We start from the raw sequence: 20,573 nt of genomic DNA on the forward strand, positions 1-20,573 counted from the left end.
TTTACAATACATCGAATTTTTAAAAAAGTGAACTAAAATTCACAAATTGATTTACAATTCATTTTATCTGGTTGAGAATAGAATTATGAGTTATAAAAGATCATCGTTGATGCAAGAGCGAATGGAACAAAATCGGGAAGCGATTTTGCAATCCGCTCGTGAACTTATTGCTCAAGGGGGGATTAAAGACGCGCAAATTCAAGCAATTGCTGAACGTGCAGGTGTTTCCAGTGGCTTGGTGTATCGATACTTCGATAACAAAAGCCAAGTGTTAATTGAGGTTTTGTCTGAGGCCATTCAGCATGAGGTGAAAATTTTGAACCACATTGCTGAAAGTGATGAGCTAACGTCAAAACAGAAATTAGACAAAGCGGTGACCACGTTTGTGAAGCGTGCCATGAATAGCCCCCAACTTGCGTATTCACTCATGTTTGAACCAGTCGATGCTGAGTTAGAGCATGAACGTTTTCGCAGTAAACAGCTGATTAAACAGAGCATCAAAGAAATACTGGCCGCAGGGAAAATTAACGGTGAGTTTGGATTTGAAGATTTAAATACCGCAGCACTTTGTGTGGTCGGTGCTATGACTTTTGTGGTGATTGAGCCTTTAAATCCGTCTCGAAATGTGATGTTTGATCAAAACTATAAAGACTACTTTGTGAAACAAATTGCCGAATTTTGTGTCAATGCGGTTCATGTTCAGGAGGAAAAATAGTAGCAGGTGTGAACACAAAGGTTTGGTGTTTGAAAGGAAGTAGTCATAGAAAATTAAATTTGAATAACAAGATGATAATGAATCAAGGAGATCGATTCGATGACACAAGAACGGTTAAGTTATGCCTATGGAACGAGCAGTCAGCCCCTATTGGGAATGACAATTGGTGAGCAATTTGATCAGGCTTGTCAGCAGTATGCGGAACAAGATGCTGTTGTCAGCCTGCATCAAAATGTCAGACTCACATATAAGGAATTACAAACGCAGGTCAATGCATTTGCCTGTAGTTTACTGAAACTGGGCTTGAAAAAAGGCGATCGACTTGCGATTTGGTCACCGAACTGCGTGGAATGGACGATTACTCAGTTTGCTGCGTTTAAAGCGGGCATCATTTTAGTCAACTTGAACACAGCATATAAGAGTAGTGAACTCGAATATGTATTGAATAAAGTCTCTTGTAAGGGCTTGGTCATTGCATCGCAGTTTAAAAGTACAAATTACCAAGATATTTTAATGAAAATTGCACCTGAAATTAAAGGTGCTGAAAATAAAGTGTTAAAGGCAGAACGACTGCCGCATTTGAAATATATTATTAAAATTGATGAAGAAGAACATACGGGTTTGCATCGTTTTAGCGACTTACTCACTCCCCCCAGCAAGAGACAGCTCAATCAATTAGCGCTCGTTACAAGCGAGTCGCAGTTTGATGAAACTATCAATATCCAGTTTACTTCGGGCACCACGGGAAACCCGAAGGGCACAATGCTGACACATAATAATATTTTAAATAATGGTTATTTTGTTGGTGAAGCCATTCATTTAAGTCCCGCCGATCGAGTCTGTATTTCTGTACCGCTTTTTCACTGCTTCGGTATGGTGATGGGTAATTTAGCCTGCATTACACATGGTTCAACCATGGTCTATCCATCGGCGGTGTTCAATCCTTTAGAAACCTTAAAAGCCATTCAGCAAGAACAATGTACGGCTGCATACGGTGTACCGACCATGTTCATTGCTATTTTAGAGCATGAACAGTTTGATGACTTTGATCTTTCCAGTTTACGTACAGGCATTATGGCGGGCAGTCCGTGCCCACGTGAAATTATGCAACGTGTCATCGACCGTATGCACATGTCCGAAATTACCATTTGCTATGGCATGACTGAAACGGCACCTGTGAGTGCACAAAGTTCAACTTCAGATTCAGTTGAACAACGAGTCGGGACCGTAGGGCGCGTCCATCCACATCTTGAAATTAAAATTGTAGATGAACAAGGCAAAGTTGTGCCACGTGGTCAGTTGGGTGAACTGTGTGTACGTGGCTATTCGGTAATGTTGGGGTATTGGGAAGACCATGAAAAGTCGCAAGAAGTGATTGATTCAGCACGTTGGATGCATACGGGCGACATCGCAGAAATGGATGAAGCTGGTTTTGTGAAAATTAAAGGCCGAATTAAGGATGTGGTCATTCGTGGCGGAGAAAATTTATTTCCGAAAGAAATCGAAGACTTTTTATATACCCATCCCGATGTCAGCGATGTCCAAGTCATTGGTCTGCCAGATGCACGTTATGGTGAAGAATTATGTGCTTGTATTATTTTACATGAGCATCATGACATTACTGAAGAGTCGATCCGTCAGTACTGTGCGGAACATATTTCACACAATAAAGTCCCGCGTTATGTCCGGTTCTTTAATGAGTTCCCAATGACGGCATCAGGCAAAGCGCAGAAGTTTAAATTGCAGGAATTTATGCGTAATGAACTGGATTTGAAAGAAATCGCATAAGGTTGAAGACGGACTTTCCTTTGCTGGGTTTAAGCCAAAGGAAAGTCCGAAGTGAAAAGCAAAAGGAATAGCATATGCATTTGAGAAATGATTGGACTCGCGCTGAAATACAAGCACTCTACCAACAGCCTTTTTTAGATTTGGTCTTTCAAGCACAGCAAATTCATCGTCAGTACTTTGACGCGAATGCGATTCAAGTCAGTACTTTACTGTCGATCAAAACAGGAAAATGCCCTGAAGACTGCAAATACTGTTCACAGTCTGCGCGTTATGACTCAAAGCTTGAAGCTGAAAAAAGAATTGCGGTTGAAAAGGTGATTCGAGAAGCCCAGCAGGCGAAGGCCTCTGGTTCTACTCGGTTTTGTATGGGCGCGGCATGGCGAAACCCACATGAGCGGGATATGCCTTATGTTTTGGATATGGTGCGTGAAGTCAAAGCACTGGGTTTAGAAACCTGTATGACGCTAGGCATGCTGAATGCCTCTCAAGCTGAACGTTTAAAGGGTGCAGGACTCGAGTATTACAACCATAACTTAGACACGTCGCGTGAATACTACCCAAATGTGATTAGTACCCGAAGTTTTGACGACCGTCTAGATACCTTAAGTCATGTTCGAGAAGCAGGTTTAAAAGTGTGTAGTGGCGGGATTGTTGGCTTAGGTGAAGAGACCAAAGATCGAATTGGGTTATTGTTTGAATTGGCGACTTTACCGATACATCCTGAATCAGTGCCGATCAACATGTTGGTCCCAATGCAAGGCACGCCTTTGGAAGAAGTTGAAAAGTTGGATGTAACCGAGTGGATTCGCACTATTGCGGTAGCACGCATCATTATGCCGAAAAGCTATATTCGTCTGTCTGCGGGACGTGAATCGTTGTCCGATGCCGATCAAGCTTTGGCTTTTATGGCAGGTGCAAATTCACTGTTTTCAGGTGAAAAATTGTTGACTACGCCAAATATTGCTGAGGGGAAGGATCAACAACTCTTTCAAAAACTGGGTCTACATGCAGAAAAAGCCAAACCGCAACTTGCTGAGTTAACGGTCGATGCTATGGCTGTGGCTTAAGTGCTAGAACATGCAGTCATGAAAGTGTAGATTTAGGGCGACGATTAAAAATAGATGAGTGAAGAATAAAATGGCGAAAGACTTTCAGAGTCAAACTGTAGTGGATGGTTATGATGAACATATTCGTAAGCTCATTCCAGGTTATGAATTGGTTCATTTACAAATTCAAGCCATTTTAAAAACACATTTATCAGAACATGCGCATGTATTAATTGTGGGCTGTGGCACAGGCTATGAGCTTTCATATTTGTTGGCGCAGCATCCGACGTGGAGTTTTACCGCTGTTGATCCATCGTTGACCATGATTGAAAAAGCACAACAGTTATTGAGCGCGACCCAGAGTGATTTAACACGGGTTCGGTTTGTCCATGGTGATACGACGGCATTACAGGAAAGTGCACAGTTTGATGCAGCATTAGCCATATTGGTGGCGCATTTTATTCCACTTGAAGCAAAGCCATTCTTCTTTGCCGATATTTTACGCTGTCTTAAAACACAAGCCATTTTACTCAGCTATGACCTGATGAGCTCTAGTCATGAAACTGAACTCAAGGTTTTACAAACCTTATGTCAGAACAATGGTTTGACGGTGGTACAGAGTGAAAAAATGATTGAGCGCCTACAACAAGATTTTTACCTGATATCTGCCAACCAGATGCGAGAGCTACTGAGTAAAGTTGGATTTCATGAAGTACGAACTTATAGTCAACTGTTGAATTATTATGGTTTTTTTGCACAAAGATAAAACCCAATGGCAGTAAAAAATACATTTTAAAGATAAGAATGAAGGAATACACATGGCAGCCTATTATCAACTTTTAAATCGTGAACAGCACAGTGATGGGAGCTGTACGGCGTCTTATCTTTCCAATATTCATGCACAAGGCGCATGGAATCCGCATGAACAGCATATGGCACCTGCAACAGGGGTTTTGTGTGCAGAGTTAGAGCAGTTTCAACCACGCAATGAGATGCGTATTGGACGAGTGAGTTTAGATATTTTTGGACTGATCGCTTTTGGTGAGTTTACAGTGCATACCCGTGTCATTCGTGCTGGAAAAACCATTGAACTGATTGAGGCGGAAATGCAGGCAAACGGCAGGACCTGTATTGTGGCTCGTGCTTGGAAAATGATGAAGCAAGATACCAGTGCAATTGCAGGGCTGGAAGATCAATCCATTGTACATCCTGAAACTTTGGCGGTTTGGGATGGGATGAAATATTGGCCGGGTGGCTATATCCAGAGTATTGAGACACGTGCGGCAGAAGGGCACCGTGCTGGTAAAGGCATTGTCTGGTTACATAATGATTTGGATATGGTGGAAGCTCAGCAAACATCAAGTTTTGTGCGCTTACTGGGGATGGTGGATACAGCCAACGGTATTGTGCCACGTCAAAATCCAGCATCTGGATGGGGTTTTCCCAATTTAGACTTGCAACTGCATTTATACCGTTTACCCCAAGGGAAATGGTTAGGTTTGGAAGCGACTCAGCAATATGGTGATGATGGTATTGGCTTAACCAGTGCAGTTTTACACGATGAGCAAGGGCCATTTGGCCGTAGTGAACAGATTTTGACTCTGCGTAAGTTTTAGTGGGTTAGTGTCAATCTAATGAAAAGGATGAATTGCTTCATCCTTTTTTTATTGGCATGCTGTAGGCACTTTAAAATAGTGAAATCAAGATGCGGATCAGTTTAATTGGAGCAGGGCGGGTGGCTCATCATTTGGCCAAAGCCCTGATGTCTCAGCATGAAATCATCAATATTTATAGCCGAAGCTTCGACAAAGCTGCGGATTTAGCGCAAGTCGCACATGCAAAGGCGGTCAGTCATTTTAAGCAGTTAAATGCTGATGTTGATTTGGTGATGATTGCGGTAAGTGATCAGTCTATTCCGAGTGTAATTTCGGCATTGACTGAATATCTGCCGAATGTTTTGATTGTACATACTTCGGGGAGTACAGCGCTTTCAGTTTTGGCGACGAAACATGCACGTGCAGGAGTTTTTTACCCCTTACAGACCTTTAGCCTAGAACGTGAAATTGATTGGTCAAATACACCGTTGTTTGTAGAAGCCACTGAAAATACGGATCTTCAAAGACTACATACACTGGCAGAAAGCCTGAGCCAACGCGTGTATAGTTACAGCTCCGCACAGCGTCTAAGTTTGCATTTAGCAGCCGTTTTTGCCTGTAATTTTAGTAATTATTGTTATGACATGGCGAAACAAGTGGTGGATGCAGAGCAGGTCGATTTTAGTCTGTTGTACCCCTTGATTTTAGAAACCGCGCAGAAAAGCACACAGAATGACCCGAAGCAGATGCAAACTGGCCCTGCGATGCGTCAGGATCAGAATATTCTACAAATGCATCAACAGATGCTTGCGCAAGCTCAACGAGCGGATCTTGCTGAAGTATATGCCTTAATGAGTCAGCAGATCAGTCAACGTCACAGTTAACATTTAAAATAATAAACGAAAAAGCGAGTGACAAAGAACAAGCAAAGCCACTGAAAACGTGGCTTTTTTTATGCCTTAAGATTCGGTACAGTATTGCTTAAAATAAATACAAATAGAGGGTATATGCGTTCACATTCATTATTAGAACAAGTGCAGTGGAAAGATCTCGTTCAGTTAGGCCGTACCGATGTGATCAGTGAGTTATTTATTTCTTTACCGTGGTTGATTGTCTCTTTCATTTTTGCAAGTTTACAGTGGTATGTCTTGGCGCTGTTTTGCTCGTTTATGTTTTTCTTAACTGGGCTGAGACAAGTGCATAATGCCTTTCATTTTGCCTTAGGGATTAGCCGACCTGCGACTCATTGGGTCATGTTTGTCTTAAGTATTATCATGCTCGGCTCGATGCATGCGGTACAAATTAATCATCTTCGACACCATCAGCATTGCATGCAGGACGAAGATATTGAAGCGAAAAGTGCAACCATGAAGTGGTGGCAAGCTTTACTTTTTGGCCCTATTTTTCCATGGATATTGCATAAAAAAGCCTTTGAGGTTGGGACTAAAACCCAGAAAAAATGGATGTCTGCTGAGCTGGTTGCCAATGTCATGGTATTGTTTTTGGTTTTTGTGATCTTGGATATCAGTATTTTAAAATACCATGTCAGTGCCATGTTGATTGGACAATGCATGACGGCTTTTTTTGCGGTGTGGACGGTGCATCATGATACTGAAGATCATGTGTATATGGCGCGCACAGTGCGTAATGAGTTTAAACGGGTCGTAACCTACAACATGTTTTATCATGTGGAGCATCATTTATTTCCCGCAGTGCCGACACGACGTTTACATATTTTGGCAAAACGTTTGGATGAACATGATCCAACGGTTGAAATTCGGCATGTGTTCTAACATTTTAAGCATAAAAAATAGGGCACTCGGCCCTATTTTTTGAATATATAAATTATTTTATTTTCTTAAATAAGAAGTCGTTGATCTTATGGCCTTCTTCGAGTCCACGACGTTCAAATTTAGTTTGTGGACGCCAGTCTGGGCGAGGGTAGCTGTTGCCTTTACCCGCCATATTTTCAAGATTTGGACGGTTATCGAGTACATCAATCATCCACTCTGCATACGGTTCCCAGTCTGTCGCTGCGTGGAATGTTCCACCCATTTCTAGCTTTTGCTCAACCAGTGGCATACGGTCATGCGACACGAAACGACGCTTGAAGTGACGTTTTTTCTGCCATGGGTCTGGGAAGTAGAGTTGCACAGCGTTGATGCTGTTGTCTGGCATTTCACGTAATACTTGAATGGCATCGGCATCTAACAGACGAAGATTGGTTAAACCTGCAATTCCAGCTTCATACACACATTGTGCGATCCCCGGAACATGCACTTCAATCCCGACATAGTTACGTTCAGGGTTGGCCTGCGCCATCAAGACCAATGAACGTCCCATACCAAAGCCAATTTCAACTGTGAGCGGACGCTCTGGATGTTCAAACTGTTGGCGTAAGTCACCTACAGGATATTCCAAAATCATGTGACCATATTGTTCAAGCGCAGTGCGTTGCGAGGTATTCAGCGGAGATGAACGACGCATAAATGTCACAATTTCGCGGTGTTCATTTAAGTTGTCTAGCTCGACGACTTGCTGGTCTAATTGATCATTCGTCATAATTTTGGCAGATGTAGAAATTCGAAAGCGGTATTGTAAGTCCTGAGCAGGACAAGTCAAATTTTTTACTCAGAATTTATCAAATTCAGCACCATTAAGTTTGTGCAGCCTAGAAACTGTCATCATTTATTAATCACGATGTAACGAATAAAAATTAACCTGCCATCTGATTTAACCAACTGATAAAAAATGATGAAGAATTTTAAGCCACAGATATTAAGCCTGAGCCTGATTTTGGCGGGTTGTTCCTTTCCTGCATATGCACAACTATTATTTAGTCAGTATGTAGATGGCACTTCAAATAAGAAAGGATTAGAAATTTATAATCCAGATCCGACGACAGTCAATTTGGCAGAATATCAGATCAAGCAGTTTGCAAATGGCAGTACCAGTGCAAATTTGACAGTGAGTTTGTCAGGGCAATTGGCAGCAAAGGGGCATTATCTGGTCGGGCATTCTGCTTTAAAAGAAGCGCTGGGCGATACAGTACAACAGCAGGCGAACTTAGCTTTCAATGGTGACGACGCTTTGGTGCTGTATCATAATGGCGTTGCGATTGACCGCTTTGGTATAGTGGGGGAAAGACCGAGCACTGGATGGGGTGGTGTTGCAACAGCGAATAGTTTTAAACGTACCTTATTAAGTAATCATGTTTCCAATTCAGGGATTGACGTTACCGCACCGTTTGATTTGGCATTGGCATGGGAAAAATGGTCAGACCGAAATGCATTTTCCAGTTATCTTGCTGGAAATACAGTGGCACCGCCATTGACCACCCTGAGCTGTAGCACGACAGCGACCCCAATTGCGACATTGCAAAGTGCAGCGCAAGATGTGGAATATGTAGTGAAAGGCGTAATCACGGCTGATTATCGTTATAACAATGGTTTCTCAGGTTTCTTTATCCAAACCCCAGATGCTCAAGCCCAAGCCAATACCAGCAACGCGGTGTTTGTCTATGTTCCTTCTTCAAGTAGCGTGACAGGTGGGCAAGTGGGGCAGGAAGTCATTTTCAAAGGCAAACTGAAAACCTATCAAAACCAATTACAGCTTCAAGATTTAAGTAGCGATATTAACGTATGTAATCCTTCGGCACATGACTTGGTTAAGCCAACGGCGATCAATTTGCCCTTTGATAATTTAACTGAAATGTCAGGCCATGCGCCAAAACGTTATCAGGGTATGCTGGTCAATATTCCTCAAACCCTAACAGTCAGTGAAAACTATGACTATGGGCGTTATGGTCAGTTGGCTTTAAGCCCTGCGCGTTTATATATTCCAACCAATTTATATCCTGCCAACTCAACGGAAGCCAAAGCGCTTGCACAACAAAATTTACGTTCTAAACTGATTTTGGATGATGGTTACAACAATCAGAATAGAACGCCGTGGTTGCCAACTTCTTTTAGTACTAAAAACACCCTACGTACAGGTGCACAACTGCAAAATGTACAAGGCATTTTAGAATATCGTTATAACCAATGGCGAATTCAACCTGTGCCTGATGCAACAGCGCCGCAAGTCTTAGACGCGCCAAACCCACGTACGAGCGTTCCAGCAAAGGCTACACAACAAGTTCGTGTTGCTGCATTTAACGTACTGAATTATGACAATGGTTTGGCGCAAGGCTTTCCGACGGAACGTGGTGCAAGTTCTGAGGCTGAGTTTAAAAAGCAACATCAGAAAATTGTCAGTGCATTAAAAGCGATTGATGCAGATGTTTATGGGCTGATGGAAATTGCCAACAATGGTTATGGCGAGCGTAGTGCAGTTGCATATTTAGCCCAAGCGCTGGGGAGCGATTGGAAATATGTAACACCTCCAAATGTTGACAAACTCGGAACCGATGCGATTGCTGTTGCTATTATTTATAATGCTAAGCGGGTCAAACCAGTCAATGCTGCCGCAGTTTTTGATGATCAGAGTCAGAAAAATCGTGTCACGATGGCACAAACCTTTCAAGCCCTATCAGGTGGGAAAACTTTTACAGTTATTCCGAACCATTTGAAGTCTAAAGGGAGCTGTCCAGATGATAAAACTTCGATAGAGGCAGATCAGGGCGATGGTCAAGGCTGTTGGAATCCAACTCGCGTTAAAGCGGTGCAAGCGTTAATGCAATGGGTCGCGAAAAACCCAACACAGGTCAGTAAACCAAATGTCTTACTATTGGGAGATCTGAATAGTTATGCCAAAGAAGACCCAATTTTGGCGCTTGAACAAGCCAACTATAAAGTCTTGTTGAATGATGAAAAAATTGGTCAAGGGAAAGCAGCTTATAGCTATGTCTTCGGTGTAGCCAGTAATACCCAAGGTTATGGTGGCGCAGGCAATTTAGATCATGCAATTGCGGATGCAGCACTTTATCCTTTGGTGAAAAAAGCATTTGCATGGCATATCAATGCGGATGAACCGACGGCACTGGACTATAACGAAGAATATAAAACTGAGGAGCAAATTGCTACATTCTATGCAGACGATGCTTACCGCTCTTCTGACCATGATCCTGTGATTGTGGATTTAGACTTAAACGATGCAGTGGCTAATAAGGATGATAAAACCAGTGCGGGAAGTACAGGGCTATGGTCCGCATTAGGGTTAATCAGTTTGGCCTTGTATGGCAGTCTAAGACGTCGTAAGAATCAGCCTTAACTCTTCTTTATGGAGAATAATAAAAGGGCGTTATCGCCCTTTTATTTTATCTAGGATTTCAATTTTATGAGCTGATGCGGTCAATGAGGGTGCTGCTGGCTTCATTTAAGCCTAACACCTCGACCACTACACTGCGGGCTGCAAACTTTTCAACCACAGCGTTTAACATATGGACTGAAGTCATATCCCAAATATGTGCATGGCTGAGTTCAATTTCAACCTTCTGAATATGTTCGTTAAAGTCAAAAAACTGAAAGAATTTCTCTGAGCTGCTAAAGAAAATTTGACCACTCACTACATAGCGACGGGTATGGTTATGCAGTACAGACTGGACATGAACCGTACTTTCCAGTTTATTGATGAAAAATAATGCGGACAGTAAAACTCCGACAAAGACACCCAAGGCAAGATTGTGTGTGGCTAAGACAATGATCACGACACTCAACATCACCATATTACTTTGTAACGGGTGTTTAGCGATGTTTTTAACCGAGTCCCATTGAAAGGTTGTAAATGCCACCATGATCATAATGGCAACCAACGCCGCCATTGGAATATAAGACAGCCAGTCTTTAAAAAACACCACCAAACACAGTAAAAACACACCAGCCACTAAGGTTGAAAGTCGAGTACGTGCACCTGAGCTGACATTAATCACAGACTGTCCAATCATGGCACAACCTGCCATACCGCCCATAAAACCGCTCACAATATTTGCCATACCTTGTCCGCGACATTCTTGATGACGGTCACCTTCAGTGCCTGTGACTTCGTTCACTACTGTAGTGGTCATCATGCTTTCAAGCAAACCGACGGTCGCTAATGTGATGGCGTAAGGAAAGACAATTTGTAGAGTTTCAAAGGTCAGTGGAATATCAGGCAGTAAAAAAATAGGTAAAGTATCGGGGAAATGACCTAAGTCACTGACCATACGCATATCCGTGCCGAAAAATAGCGCCAAAGCGGTCAGGACAAGAATACAAATAAGCGGTGAGGGAATGGTTTTTCCCAGTTTAGGCAGATAAGGAAACAGATAAATCACAACGAGGCCAAGTGCGACAAATGCATAGCCCCAGTAATTCATTTGGCTGAGCTCTGGAAGTTGCGCCATGAAAATTAAAATCGCCAGTGCATTTAAAAAACCATACACCACTGACTGCGACACAAAACGCATCAGTTTGGCGACTTTAAAATAACCCGCAATGATCTGAATAACACCTGTGAGAACGGTTGCCGCCAGTAAATATTGTAGGCCATGCTCTTTGACCAGCGTGATCATGAGTAGGGCCATCGCGCCTGTTGCAGCTGAAATCATGGCTGGACGGCCGCCAAAAAAAGCAATGCTCACAGCGATACAAAAGGAGGCATACAGTCCGACTTGAGGGTCTACACCTGCAATTGCTGAAAAAGCAATAGATTCAGGAATTAGAGCAAGTCCTACCACTAAACCAGCAAGAACATCGGTACGAATGTTAGAAAACCATTCATCTTTTTTAAGGCTAATCACAGATCAAATTCATTTTAGGGGCAAGGGGGCTATGTTAAAACAACTGTGTTGCAAATTGCAGTGTTGTTACACTTGAAAAAAACTGTGAATTAGACAATATTCAATAGGCGAACGAATGATTTTTCGTTTACGCTTTTTTGCAATTTACAGGTTTTGATCACTTGAAAGTTTGTTAGAAGCCATTTAAAACAGAGAATAGAGTTATAACAAGGATCAGATATGAAGCTTTATTATGCACCGGGTGCGTGCTCACTTGCGGCGCACATTATCCTCAATGAGATTAACGTTGACTTTGATTTAGTCCGAGTAGATTTAAAAACACATAAAACAGAAAAAGGTGCTGATTATTACGAAATTAATCCAAAAGGATATGTACCCGCTTTAGAAATTAATCCAGGTTTGATTCTGACTGAAAATGTAGCCATTTTGCCATTTTTAGCACAACATGATCCAAAACAAGATCTTATTCCGCCATCAGGCTTAGGGCGTGCCAAAGTTTTAGAATGGCTAGGTTATTTAAACTCTGAATTGCACGATGCTTATGCCGTTTTCTTCGGTGCGCCATTAGATGCTGCTGCCAAAGAAAAAGCCTATGCAGAGATTGATCGTTTACTCAGTTATATTGACAAACAAATTGGTGAGTCGGATCATGACTATTTGGTCGATGATAATTTTGGCCCTGCGGATGCATATTTATTTGTCCTCACCAATTGGTCAAATGGCATCGAACATGATTTATCACCGTATAAAAATATTATCTTTATTCGTAATAAAGTGGCTGAACGTCAGTCAGTACAAATTGCAATGCGAGATGAAGGTCTAATTCCTTAATTTTGATGCATTGAAGAAGCGCCGAAAGGCGCTTTTTTTGTACTTTAAAATTTATTGTTGATATTTAGTCAATAATATTTTGCAGATTCACTACTTTTTAGCGCTGAACAGAGTATCTATAGTGCCTATATAGATTTTGGCTTTTAGGTTCTTCCAATGAAAAATATTTTATTAATTAACGGTGCAAAAACCTTTGCACACTCGAATGGCCAGTTAAACGATACCTTGACTGAACTTGCGCAAGAGGTCTTGTCAGGCTTAGGGCATCAGGTTCAAGTGACCCGTGCCGACAGCGAATATGATGCAAAAGCTGAAGTGGAGAAATTTCTGTGGGCAGACACCGTGATTTACCAAATGCCAGGTTGGTGGATGGGTGCACCGTGGACTGTGAAAAAGTATATTGATGATGTCTTTACCGAAGGGCACGGTAGTCTGTATGCCAATGATGGTCGCTCACGTGCAGATGCTTCAAAAAAATATGGTTCAGGTGGTCTGATTCACGATAAAAACTATATGCTGTCGTTGACATGGAATGCGCCGATGGATGCATTTAATGATACTGAACAATTTTTTCATGGAGTTGGGGTCGACGGGGTTTATTTACCTTTTCACAAAGCCAATCAGTTTTTAGGAATGCAAACCTTACCGACGTTTATTGTGAATGATGTAATTAAAGCACCCGAAGTTGAAGCCTATATGGCTCAGTACCGTGACCATTTGACGCAAGTTTTTGCTTAATTCGGAGAAGCAACGATGTTAACTGTGATAGCTGAAATTATTTGTCATTCAGCGCAAGATTTTAAAACGGTTCTTGATTCATTCAACAACATTCGTGAGCAGGTCATACAAGAGCCTGGTTGCCATGGCTATGACGTGCATATTGATCATCCTACTGTTGAGAGTGCATTCCAGACCAAAGTACCGTTTTCAATCATGATGTATGAAAAATGGGAAAGCATGCAGCATTTAGAAACACATATGCACAGTATCAATATGCAGCAACATGCCCAAGCAACCAAAGGTGCAGTTGCTCAGGTGCAAATCCGTATTTTAGAAGCGCAGTAAGCGATGCATATGAGTTTGATAAAGCTTTTCTTCGCTCTATCTATTTAAACTCAAGTGGTTCATTGAACGGAACCTGTTCGAGTTTCAATGCGTAGCGCTGTTTGAGTGTTGACCATTGAACCTTGACAGGTTGAGTGCTTTCAGCAAATTCATTTTCACCTGTCGTATTTTTTACTTTGCCTGTCATAAAGTTGATACTTCGCGCCGTGATGTCGCCCGATGCACGGTGGAAATCATCGACATCATAACCAATCAGTTTAAATGTACGGTCTTGGTAGCGAAAGGTATACGTGTGATTGGTCACATACCACGAACCACAGCTTAACCAGTAGTGCAGATGAACTTTGAGCACGCCTTTTTGAATGCTTAACGCTTCAGTCTCACCGAGTGGATCTGCTAGGCAAGGGGACTCTAGGTCTCCTTCTGTCGGCAAAGTACTATTAGTCGCTACAAGTTGATAACCATGCGTTTGCTTCAATAAAACCAAAAGCTTTCGTTCATTGATATTGAGGACATCACTGCCTAAGCGATCATTTTTAACGAGATTTTGGGGATTGCTATCTTCAATAATCAGGGCAATGTCAGCTTGACCATCTTGGTTTAAATCGCCTTGGACTTTTTCTAAAACCTTCCAGTTTTTTGGCACAAAATCTTGGTAGCTCGTTTTGAGAGTCGGTTTTGCCTCTGCTTTGGCCCAAGCACTGCTTGTGAGTGATACGAAAAATAGGGTCTTAAGTATGAGTGCCGGTCTGATCCATTTTTGTGTGGACATCGTTTCCTCTCATTTTTATATGGTTATAGATGTTTGAAAATAGATATTATTGAGTGTATCAAAGCGTGTGGCGGAATGTCCCTACAAGCTCAGTCAGCATAAAATACTGACTTTATGTTGATATAAATAAAAAGGATTCCGAAGAATCCTTTTTGATTGCTTAATACAGATCAAGAGATTATTTAAAGAAATAACCTGTTTCTGGTGAGCTTGCATTCGCCATACGCTTACGAGGCATACGACCTGCGAGGAACGCTTCTCGACCCGCTTCAACAGCTTTTTTCATTGCAGAAGCCATTAAAATGGGGTGTTGAGCGGCAGCAATCGCGGTATTCATCAACACGCCATCACAGCCCAGTTCCATGGCAATGGCCGCATCGCTTGCAGTTCCCACACCTGCATCCACCAACACCGGCACTTTGGCATTTTCTTTAATGATAGAAATTGTGTGTGGATTCAAAATCCCTAAACCCGAACCAATCAAACTGCCTAAAGGCATGATGGCAACACAGCCCATGCTTTCAAGCTCTTGCGCTACAATTGGGTCATCTGAAGTATAGACCATGATTTCAAAACCATCGTCAATCAAGGTACGTGCAGCTTTCAATGTTTCGGTAATGTTTGGATACAGCGTTTTTTCATCACCGAGGACCTCAAGCTTGACCAAGTTATGACCGTCTAATAATTCACGCGCTAACATACAGGTACGCACGGCACTATTGGCATCAAAACAGCCTGCTGTATTCGGGAGAATGGTGTATTTTTCAGGTGGAACCACGGACAATAAGTTTGGTTGATCGGGATGCTGACCAATATTGACGCGACGAATCGCAACCGTCACGATTTCTGCGCCACTAGCTTGAATGGCCAAATCGGTTTCTTGCAGGTCCTTATATTTACCTGTGCCCACCAGTAGACGAGATTGAAACGATCTAGAACCAATGATGAGAGGGCTGTCTTGCATGTGAACTCCGTATTAACCGCCACCGACGGCATGAATAATTTCAATTCGATCCATTGCACAAATTGGGGTGTGTTCCAATTTACTTTTACTAATAATGTTTTCATTTTGCTCAACAGCAAAACGTTTGCCTTCAAGTGCAAAGGTTTGCACCAGCTCAAGCAGGGTTTTACATTCGGTATGCTTTAGTTCGCCGTTTAAATAAATCTGCATCGTGCTCATCTCTAGTTGTTTACTTGGTATATTTCATGGCATTCCATGCCAGAACTAACCAACCTGCAATCATCAATGCCCCACCAATAGGGGTAATCGCACCTAAGCCACGCGGTAAACCCAATGCCATGACATAGAGGGAACCACAGAAAAAGAAGATGCCGACTTGGATCAGTAAAAAGCTGGTTTTGATGGGAAGTTGAGGAATAACTTTGGCCAAAATGCCGAGCGCCAGTAAACCAAGCGCATGGTAAAAAAAGTAATCAGTTGCAGTTTGCCACCAAGCTAATTGAGCTTCACTAGCACGGGCTTTTAGACCATGTGCGCCAAAGGCACCTAATATAACGGCAAACGCTAAATTCAGCGCTGAAATCGCAATCCACATATCAATGCTTAACTTATATCACTGTGCGCAACAAAGTAGCATATTTTAAAGAAAGGTTAAAAGACAAAAAGCCTCATTTATTTACAAAAAAGAAAAGGGCATTTCGCCCTTTTCTGTATTGGTATCATCTTAGTTCGATGACATTGCCACTTTAATTTTTTCCATGGCATTTTTTTCAAGCTGACGAATACGTTCGGCCGAAACATTATATTCAGCAGCCAGTTCGTGTAAGGTCGATTTTTCATCATCTAACCAACGACGCTGTAAAATATTTCGCGAACGGTCATCAAGTTGTTCCATCGCATCATGCAGAGCATTGGTGCTTTGTTCTTCGTAATCTTCTTCTTCAGCCAAACGCGCAGGGTCGTAGCGGTTATCTTCAAGATAGAGCGCAGGTGCAACATGGGTTGAACCTTCATCGTCATCATCGCCCTGAGCTTCAAAAGCTGCATCATAAGCAGTTAAACGACCTTCCATTTCTAACACTTGTTCAGGTGTCACATTGAGGTCATTTGCAATCGATTGTGCTTCTTTTAGAGTGAGCTTTTTAGACGATTTTTTTAGACTACGCAAATTAAAGAACAGTTTGCGCTGTGCTTTAGTCGTCGCGATTTTGACAATACGCCAGTTACGAATCACATATTCGTGAATTTCTGCTTTAATCCAATGCACCGCAAAAGAGACTAAGCGTACGCCCATATTTGGGTCGAAGCGTTTCACAGCTTTCATTAAACCCAAGTTACCTTCTTGAATAAGGTCTCCTTGAGGTAAGCCGTAGCCTGCATAACTACGGGCAATATGGACCACAAAACGCAGATGCGACATGACTAGAAGTTTAGCAGCATCGAGGTCTTGGTCATAATAGTAGCGTTCAGCTAACTCTTTTTCTTGTTCCGCTGTCAAAATCGGGATTTGGTTGACAGTACTAATATAAGCACCCAAGTTTACACCTGGTGCTGATAATGACAGGGGCATCAATTGATTGCTGCTGTCACTCATGCGTTCTCCTTAGGGATTTCATTTTTACCCAACAATTGAATTTATCTTAATCCAATCTTCCGCTGAATAATGGAAAATTGGGTATAGAAATGTAAACTTTTATGCAAATATGAATAGACTTAGTGTAATTGAAAAGAATTAAGATTCAATGAAGTAGTGAAATTCATGTTCATTAATTTGTTTCAAAACGCAAGTTAAATGATGGATTTCGCAATAACGGGTGATATCGATCTGACTGTGCGGATCAGACGATTTTAATAGAAAATGCTGCGCCGGACTCTTTTTAAGTGCGCGTTTAAGCAACAACAGAGGCATAGGACAGGGTTGCCCCATTGCATCAATAATGTTGGTATTTTGTTCGATATCACTCATATAGCTAAGGCAGGTTTCACAACATTTAGGTGGGTAGAAATATTAGCAAATTCAGTGCCAAAACCCAAATATTTCATGTGTTATAGGCCTATAGTCGCTATATCTAAAATTACAAATAACTAGTTAAAAAATATGCTGAATTAAAAAGACGATTAATCAAAAAAAAGGGTATGAATTGTTTTTAACCCATGTTAAGCTCGTCGCGTACTGGGATTTAACACAACTATAAATTGTTTTAAAGCCCAATTTACAAATGGATGTAACCGGGATTTTGTTAATAGTTATACAGAATGATTACAAGCTTAGAAATAATAAATATTTTTAAACCTTGTTTGGTCTGCTGTTTGCAACACCGGGTGGTCCTTCTTTTAGATACAATGAGGATTAACTTATGACAGCTCGTGAACAAGGCGTAGTTAAATGGTTCAACGACACTAAAGGCTTCGGCTTTATCCAACGCAATGGCGGCGACGATGTATTCGTTCACTTCCGTGCAATCCAAGGCGACGGCCACCGTTCACTACGTGACGGCCAACGCGTTGAATTCAGCGTTGTAAAAGGTCAAAAAGGCTTCCAAGCTGAAGAAGTACAACCTTTAGACTAATTGTCTGAACGTACTTTAAAACGCCTCAATGTAAATTGGGGCGTTTTTGTTTATACTACAGATCAATTTTCGTGATTTTTCGTCAGAGCGCACTTATATGTCATCAGGTTTTGAAACCTTAAATTTACATCCTCAACTTAAACGAGCAATTGATGCTTTGGGTTTTAAGGATATGACGCCTATTCAGCAAAAGGTTTTAAAATTCACTTTGGCGGGACACGATGCAATTGGTCGTGCGCAAACGGGGACAGGTAAAACAGCGGCATTTTTGGTAAGCGTGATTAATGACTTACTGAATAAACCAATTCAGGAGCAGCGTTACCGTGGCGAACCACGTGCTTTAATTTTGGCACCTACGCGAGAGCTTGCACTACAAATTGAAAGCGATGCAAAAGAACTCACGAAATTCTCCGATTTAAATGTCGTGACTTTGTTGGGCGGCGTTGACTTTGATAAACAAAAAGCACAACTCGATAAAAAACCTGTCGACATTATGGTGGCGACGCCAGGTCGTCTGATTGACTTTGTTGAACAAAAAGAAGTTTGGCTCGACCAGATTGAGTTTTTGGTGATTGATGAAGCCGATCGTTTATTGGATATGGGCTTTATTCCTTCTGTAAAACGAATTGTCCGTTTTTCTCCACGTAAGGAACAACGTCAGACTCTGATGTTCTCTGCAACGTTTAGTTACGATGTTTTAAACCTTGCACAGCAATGGCTGTTTGAACCTGTAACGGTTGAAATTGAGCCAGAGAAGAAGACCAATGCGGACGTTGAGCAACGTGTCTACATGGTGGCAAAGTCTGATAAATATAAATTGCTACAAGACATTCTGCGTGATGAGCCCATTGAAAAAGTGATGATTTTCGCAAATCGCCGCGATCAAGTACGTAAGCTGTATGACAACTTAAAGCGTGATGGCTATAAGGTGGTGATGTTGTCAGGTGAAATTGCACAAGATAAACGTTTGAAAATGTTAGACCAATTTAAAAATGGTCAACATAACATCATGATTGCAACTGACGTTGCGGGTCGTGGTATCCATGTGGATGGTGTATCGCATGTGGTGAATTTCACCTTACCTGAACAGTCGGATGACTATGTACACCGTATTGGTCGTACGGGTCGTGCGGGTACGCGTGGTGTGAGTATCAGTTTCTTGTCTGAAGATGATGCATTCTATCTACCAGAAATTGAAAAAGCCATTGGGCAAAAACTACCACTAACACGTTTAGATGGCTATTGCTAATCGTTTGAAGTGATTGGTGTAATAAAACCGCTCAGTTGAGCGGTTTTTTATGGCATCTTTATTTTGCTTTACAAGAAAAAGTCAGGACTGTTTGATAATCACTGTCTTGGTTAATACCCGAGTTTGTACCCGAAATAGAACCCAGTACAGAAGCTGCAGCTTGGATCATTTTTCCAGTTTCATCACTCACGACGCCTTTTAAAGCACCTTGATATTCGGTTTTTTCATCACTCACAATCGCTGTTGCTTTAGATCCACACGTTTTAGCTGCTGCTTCAATTGCATTGTTTTTTGCAATCAGTGCAGTTTTACCAATACCTGTAACTTCGTATTGATTGTCAGCTTTTTGGACTGCTAAAGAGTTGCTTGGTGTCGACGCACAAGCGCTTAGAAGTAGTGTTAGTGCCGCTGCTCCAGCTATAGCGATATTCTTTTTCATTTCATACCCCAGTCATGTTTTATTAAATCATTGTTTATTGGAACATAGCTTGTAGGATGAATCATGTAAGAAATGTATGAAAAATGCAGTCTTATCGAACGGTTTAAAAAATGCTCAGAATTTTAAAATTAGTTTTGCCGAAACTGGGTATTTCATACTGAAGCGCTAGAGCAAACTTTTCAGAGTGTGCTACTCTAAAACGTATTGTTTAATTTGAAAGATTAAGAGCCTAATGACGGAACTCACGGTAGATATCGTTCACCAGAATATGCATCAACGTCAATCGATTGGCCATTTGGTCGAGCCTGCTCCAAATGCAGAACAATTAGAGCGGGCATTTCAAGCCGCATTGACTGCGCCAGATCATCACCGTTTAAAACCGACACGTTTTATCGTGATTTTTGAAGATCAACGTGAGGCATTTGGTGAGTTATTGTCACAAGCCTTAGCTGATTTGGGTGAAACGGAAGCAGCACAATTGGAGCGTGTTAAAAATCATCCTTTTCGTGCCCCATTATTGGTTTTGGCGCTGACTAAATTTCAATCGCATCCGAAAGTTCCTTATTTTGAGCAGACTTTAAGTACTGGGGCTGCTATTCAGAATTTTATTTTATCTTTACAAGCTCAAGGTTTTTCGAGCATGTGGCGTAGTGGGGCAGTGGTGGAATCGGTACATTTCAAACAGGCTTTAGGCCTCAGCGCAGATGATTTGATCTCAGGTATTTTATATATTGGTACGGCATTTAAAGCGATTCCGCCACGTGCCGAAATGCAAACCGAAAATTATGTAAGTTATTGGAACCAATAGTTTCATTTTAGGA

General features: G+C 41.8%; 23 protein-coding genes. 14 read left to right on the top strand and 9 right to left on the bottom strand.

Annotated features, from left to right (window positions below; translation table 11 throughout):
• Positions 1–85 precede the first annotated feature (85 nt).
• From CDG62_RS08120 to CDG62_RS08150, 7 genes are all read left to right on the top strand, one after another.
• Complete coding sequence (locus CDG62_RS08120) at positions 86–715, top strand: TetR/AcrR family transcriptional regulator (RefSeq protein WP_087526529.1); 630 nt, start codon at positions 86–88, stop codon at positions 713–715.
• Between the two features lie 99 nt (positions 716–814).
• Positions 815–2,503 carry an AMP-binding protein gene (locus CDG62_RS08125; protein ID WP_087526528.1) on the top strand — a complete coding sequence of 563 codons (1,689 nt, stop codon included), beginning with the start codon at positions 815–817 and terminating at the stop codon, positions 2,501–2,503.
• Between the two features lie 74 nt (positions 2,504–2,577).
• A complete protein-coding gene (gene bioB, locus CDG62_RS08130) occupies positions 2,578–3,570 on the top strand; it encodes a biotin synthase BioB (RefSeq protein ID WP_087526527.1) in 993 nt (330 codons plus the stop codon).
• Positions 3,571–3,640: 70 nt separating this feature from the next.
• Positions 3,641–4,315 carry a class I SAM-dependent methyltransferase gene (locus CDG62_RS08135; RefSeq protein WP_087526526.1) on the top strand — a complete coding sequence of 225 codons (675 nt, stop codon included), beginning with the start codon at positions 3,641–3,643 and terminating at the stop codon, positions 4,313–4,315.
• 52 nt (positions 4,316–4,367) lie between these two features.
• Positions 4,368–5,165: a thioesterase family protein gene (locus CDG62_RS08140; protein WP_087526525.1), complete on the top strand. Its 798-nt coding sequence runs from the start codon at positions 4,368–4,370 to the stop codon at positions 5,163–5,165.
• Between the two features lie 89 nt (positions 5,166–5,254).
• A complete protein-coding gene (locus tag CDG62_RS08145) occupies positions 5,255–6,028 on the top strand; it encodes a Rossmann-like and DUF2520 domain-containing protein (protein ID WP_087526524.1) in 774 nt (257 codons plus the stop codon).
• Positions 6,029–6,151: 123 nt separating this feature from the next.
• Positions 6,152–6,937: a fatty acid desaturase family protein gene (locus CDG62_RS08150; RefSeq protein WP_087526523.1), complete on the top strand. Its 786-nt coding sequence runs from the start codon at positions 6,152–6,154 to the stop codon at positions 6,935–6,937.
• 52 nt (positions 6,938–6,989) lie between these two features.
• Here CDG62_RS08150 and trmB read toward each other — a convergent pair whose 3' ends face one another.
• On the bottom strand, positions 6,990–7,706 hold the full coding sequence (gene trmB / locus CDG62_RS08155) for a tRNA (guanosine(46)-N7)-methyltransferase TrmB (protein WP_005400603.1): 717 nt from the start codon (positions 7,704–7,706) through the stop codon (positions 6,990–6,992).
• Positions 7,707–7,898: 192 nt separating this feature from the next.
• Between trmB and CDG62_RS08160 the strand changes: the two genes are divergently transcribed.
• Complete coding sequence (locus CDG62_RS08160; protein ID WP_162904066.1) at positions 7,899–10,355, top strand: ExeM/NucH family extracellular endonuclease; 2,457 nt, start codon at positions 7,899–7,901, stop codon at positions 10,353–10,355.
• Between the two features lie 64 nt (positions 10,356–10,419).
• Here CDG62_RS08160 and CDG62_RS08165 read toward each other — a convergent pair whose 3' ends face one another.
• Positions 10,420–11,862, bottom strand: coding sequence for a SulP family inorganic anion transporter (locus CDG62_RS08165; protein WP_087526521.1), 1,443 nt, complete (start codon positions 11,860–11,862; stop codon positions 10,420–10,422).
• 219 nt (positions 11,863–12,081) lie between these two features.
• On the opposite strand from CDG62_RS08165, the gene CDG62_RS08170 reads away from it, so the two are divergent.
• The 3 genes from CDG62_RS08170 to CDG62_RS08180 all read left to right on the top strand — a co-directional run bounded on the left by CDG62_RS08170 (position 12,082) and on the right by CDG62_RS08180 (position 13,758).
• Positions 12,082–12,693 (top strand): glutathione binding-like protein, encoded by a 612-nt coding sequence (locus CDG62_RS08170; RefSeq protein ID WP_078388936.1) that lies wholly within the window; start codon positions 12,082–12,084, stop codon positions 12,691–12,693.
• Between the two features lie 156 nt (positions 12,694–12,849).
• On the top strand, positions 12,850–13,431 hold the full coding sequence (locus CDG62_RS08175; protein ID WP_087526520.1) for an NAD(P)H-dependent oxidoreductase: 582 nt from the start codon (positions 12,850–12,852) through the stop codon (positions 13,429–13,431).
• Between the two features lie 15 nt (positions 13,432–13,446).
• Positions 13,447–13,758, top strand: coding sequence for a putative quinol monooxygenase (locus CDG62_RS08180; RefSeq protein WP_087526519.1), 312 nt, complete (start codon positions 13,447–13,449; stop codon positions 13,756–13,758).
• 40 nt (positions 13,759–13,798) lie between these two features.
• On the opposite strand, the gene CDG62_RS08185 is transcribed toward CDG62_RS08180, so the two are convergent.
• The 6 genes from CDG62_RS08185 to CDG62_RS08210 all read right to left on the bottom strand — a co-directional run bounded on the left by CDG62_RS08185 (position 13,799) and on the right by CDG62_RS08210 (position 17,460).
• Positions 13,799–14,530, bottom strand: a complete 732-nt coding sequence (locus CDG62_RS08185) for a hypothetical protein (protein WP_087526518.1) — start codon at positions 14,528–14,530, stop codon at positions 13,799–13,801.
• A gap of 178 nt (positions 14,531–14,708) precedes the next feature.
• A complete protein-coding gene (locus CDG62_RS08190) occupies positions 14,709–15,494 on the bottom strand; it encodes a thiazole synthase (protein ID WP_005400610.1) in 786 nt (261 codons plus the stop codon).
• Positions 15,495–15,506: 12 nt separating this feature from the next.
• On the bottom strand, positions 15,507–15,704 hold the full coding sequence (gene thiS, locus CDG62_RS08195) for a sulfur carrier protein ThiS (protein WP_087526589.1): 198 nt from the start codon (positions 15,702–15,704) through the stop codon (positions 15,507–15,509).
• A 19-nt stretch (positions 15,705–15,723) separates the two neighbouring features.
• Entirely contained in the window at positions 15,724–16,089 is a 366-nt protein-coding gene (locus tag CDG62_RS08200) for a DUF423 domain-containing protein (RefSeq protein ID WP_087526517.1), read from the bottom strand.
• 129 nt (positions 16,090–16,218) lie between these two features.
• On the bottom strand, positions 16,219–17,088 hold the full coding sequence (gene rpoH / locus CDG62_RS08205; RefSeq protein WP_004982243.1) for an RNA polymerase sigma factor RpoH: 870 nt from the start codon (positions 17,086–17,088) through the stop codon (positions 16,219–16,221).
• Positions 17,089–17,226: 138 nt separating this feature from the next.
• Positions 17,227–17,460 carry a sulfurtransferase TusA family protein gene (locus CDG62_RS08210; RefSeq protein WP_004696251.1) on the bottom strand — a complete coding sequence of 78 codons (234 nt, stop codon included), beginning with the start codon at positions 17,458–17,460 and terminating at the stop codon, positions 17,227–17,229.
• A 391-nt stretch (positions 17,461–17,851) separates the two neighbouring features.
• Between CDG62_RS08210 and CDG62_RS08215 the strand changes: the two genes are divergently transcribed.
• The gene (locus CDG62_RS08215; RefSeq protein WP_004648643.1) at positions 17,852–18,064 is read left to right on the top strand and encodes a cold-shock protein; all 213 of its coding nucleotides are present in this window, start codon (positions 17,852–17,854) and stop codon (positions 18,062–18,064) included.
• A gap of 97 nt (positions 18,065–18,161) precedes the next feature.
• Positions 18,162–19,313 carry an ATP-dependent RNA helicase RhlB gene (gene rhlB / locus CDG62_RS08220; protein WP_119496093.1) on the top strand — a complete coding sequence of 384 codons (1,152 nt, stop codon included), beginning with the start codon at positions 18,162–18,164 and terminating at the stop codon, positions 19,311–19,313.
• Between the two features lie 58 nt (positions 19,314–19,371).
• Here the strand turns inward: rhlB and CDG62_RS08225 are convergent, their stop codons facing one another.
• The gene (locus CDG62_RS08225) at positions 19,372–19,752 is read right to left on the bottom strand and encodes a hypothetical protein (RefSeq protein WP_087526515.1); all 381 of its coding nucleotides are present in this window, start codon (positions 19,750–19,752) and stop codon (positions 19,372–19,374) included.
• A 232-nt stretch (positions 19,753–19,984) separates the two neighbouring features.
• On the opposite strand from CDG62_RS08225, the gene CDG62_RS08230 reads away from it, so the two are divergent.
• Positions 19,985–20,560: a nitroreductase family protein gene (locus tag CDG62_RS08230; protein ID WP_087526514.1), complete on the top strand. Its 576-nt coding sequence runs from the start codon at positions 19,985–19,987 to the stop codon at positions 20,558–20,560.
• Positions 20,561–20,573 lie beyond the last annotated feature (13 nt).

This window comes from Acinetobacter sp. WCHA55 (assembly GCF_002165305.2).
Classification (GTDB): Bacteria; Pseudomonadota; Gammaproteobacteria; order Pseudomonadales; family Moraxellaceae; genus Acinetobacter.

Coding starts and splice junctions, on each gene's coding strand:
- CDG62_RS08120 (WP_087526529.1), top strand. CDS start 86: ATGAGTTATAAAAGATCATCGTTGATGCAAGAGCGAATGGAACAAAAT.
- CDG62_RS08125 (WP_087526528.1), top strand. CDS start 815: ATGACACAAGAACGGTTAAGTTATGCCTATGGAACGAGCAGTCAGCCC.
- bioB (WP_087526527.1), top strand. CDS start 2,578: ATGCATTTGAGAAATGATTGGACTCGCGCTGAAATACAAGCACTCTAC.
- CDG62_RS08135 (WP_087526526.1), top strand. CDS start 3,641: ATGGCGAAAGACTTTCAGAGTCAAACTGTAGTGGATGGTTATGATGAA.
- CDG62_RS08140 (WP_087526525.1), top strand. CDS start 4,368: ATGGCAGCCTATTATCAACTTTTAAATCGTGAACAGCACAGTGATGGG.
- CDG62_RS08145 (WP_087526524.1), top strand. CDS start 5,255: ATGCGGATCAGTTTAATTGGAGCAGGGCGGGTGGCTCATCATTTGGCC.
- CDG62_RS08150 (WP_087526523.1), top strand. CDS start 6,152: ATGCGTTCACATTCATTATTAGAACAAGTGCAGTGGAAAGATCTCGTT.
- trmB (WP_005400603.1), bottom strand. CDS start 7,706: ATGACGAATGATCAATTAGACCAGCAAGTCGTCGAGCTAGACAACTTA.
- CDG62_RS08160 (WP_162904066.1), top strand. CDS start 7,899: ATGAAGAATTTTAAGCCACAGATATTAAGCCTGAGCCTGATTTTGGCG.
- CDG62_RS08170 (WP_078388936.1), top strand. CDS start 12,082: ATGAAGCTTTATTATGCACCGGGTGCGTGCTCACTTGCGGCGCACATT.
- CDG62_RS08175 (WP_087526520.1), top strand. CDS start 12,850: ATGAAAAATATTTTATTAATTAACGGTGCAAAAACCTTTGCACACTCG.
- CDG62_RS08180 (WP_087526519.1), top strand. CDS start 13,447: ATGTTAACTGTGATAGCTGAAATTATTTGTCATTCAGCGCAAGATTTT.
- CDG62_RS08185 (WP_087526518.1), bottom strand. CDS start 14,530: ATGTCCACACAAAAATGGATCAGACCGGCACTCATACTTAAGACCCTA.
- CDG62_RS08190 (WP_005400610.1), bottom strand. CDS start 15,494: ATGCAAGACAGCCCTCTCATCATTGGTTCTAGATCGTTTCAATCTCGT.
- thiS (WP_087526589.1), bottom strand. CDS start 15,704: ATGCAGATTTATTTAAACGGCGAACTAAAGCATACCGAATGTAAAACC.
- CDG62_RS08200 (WP_087526517.1), bottom strand. CDS start 16,089: ATGTGGATTGCGATTTCAGCGCTGAATTTAGCGTTTGCCGTTATATTA.
- rpoH (WP_004982243.1), bottom strand. CDS start 17,088: ATGAGTGACAGCAGCAATCAATTGATGCCCCTGTCATTATCAGCACCA.
- CDG62_RS08210 (WP_004696251.1), bottom strand. CDS start 17,460: ATGAGTGATATCGAACAAAATACCAACATTATTGATGCAATGGGGCAA.
- CDG62_RS08215 (WP_004648643.1), top strand. CDS start 17,852: ATGACAGCTCGTGAACAAGGCGTAGTTAAATGGTTCAACGACACTAAA.
- rhlB (WP_119496093.1), top strand. CDS start 18,162: ATGTCATCAGGTTTTGAAACCTTAAATTTACATCCTCAACTTAAACGA.
- CDG62_RS08225 (WP_087526515.1), bottom strand. CDS start 19,752: ATGAAAAAGAATATCGCTATAGCTGGAGCAGCGGCACTAACACTACTT.
- CDG62_RS08230 (WP_087526514.1), top strand. CDS start 19,985: ATGACGGAACTCACGGTAGATATCGTTCACCAGAATATGCATCAACGT.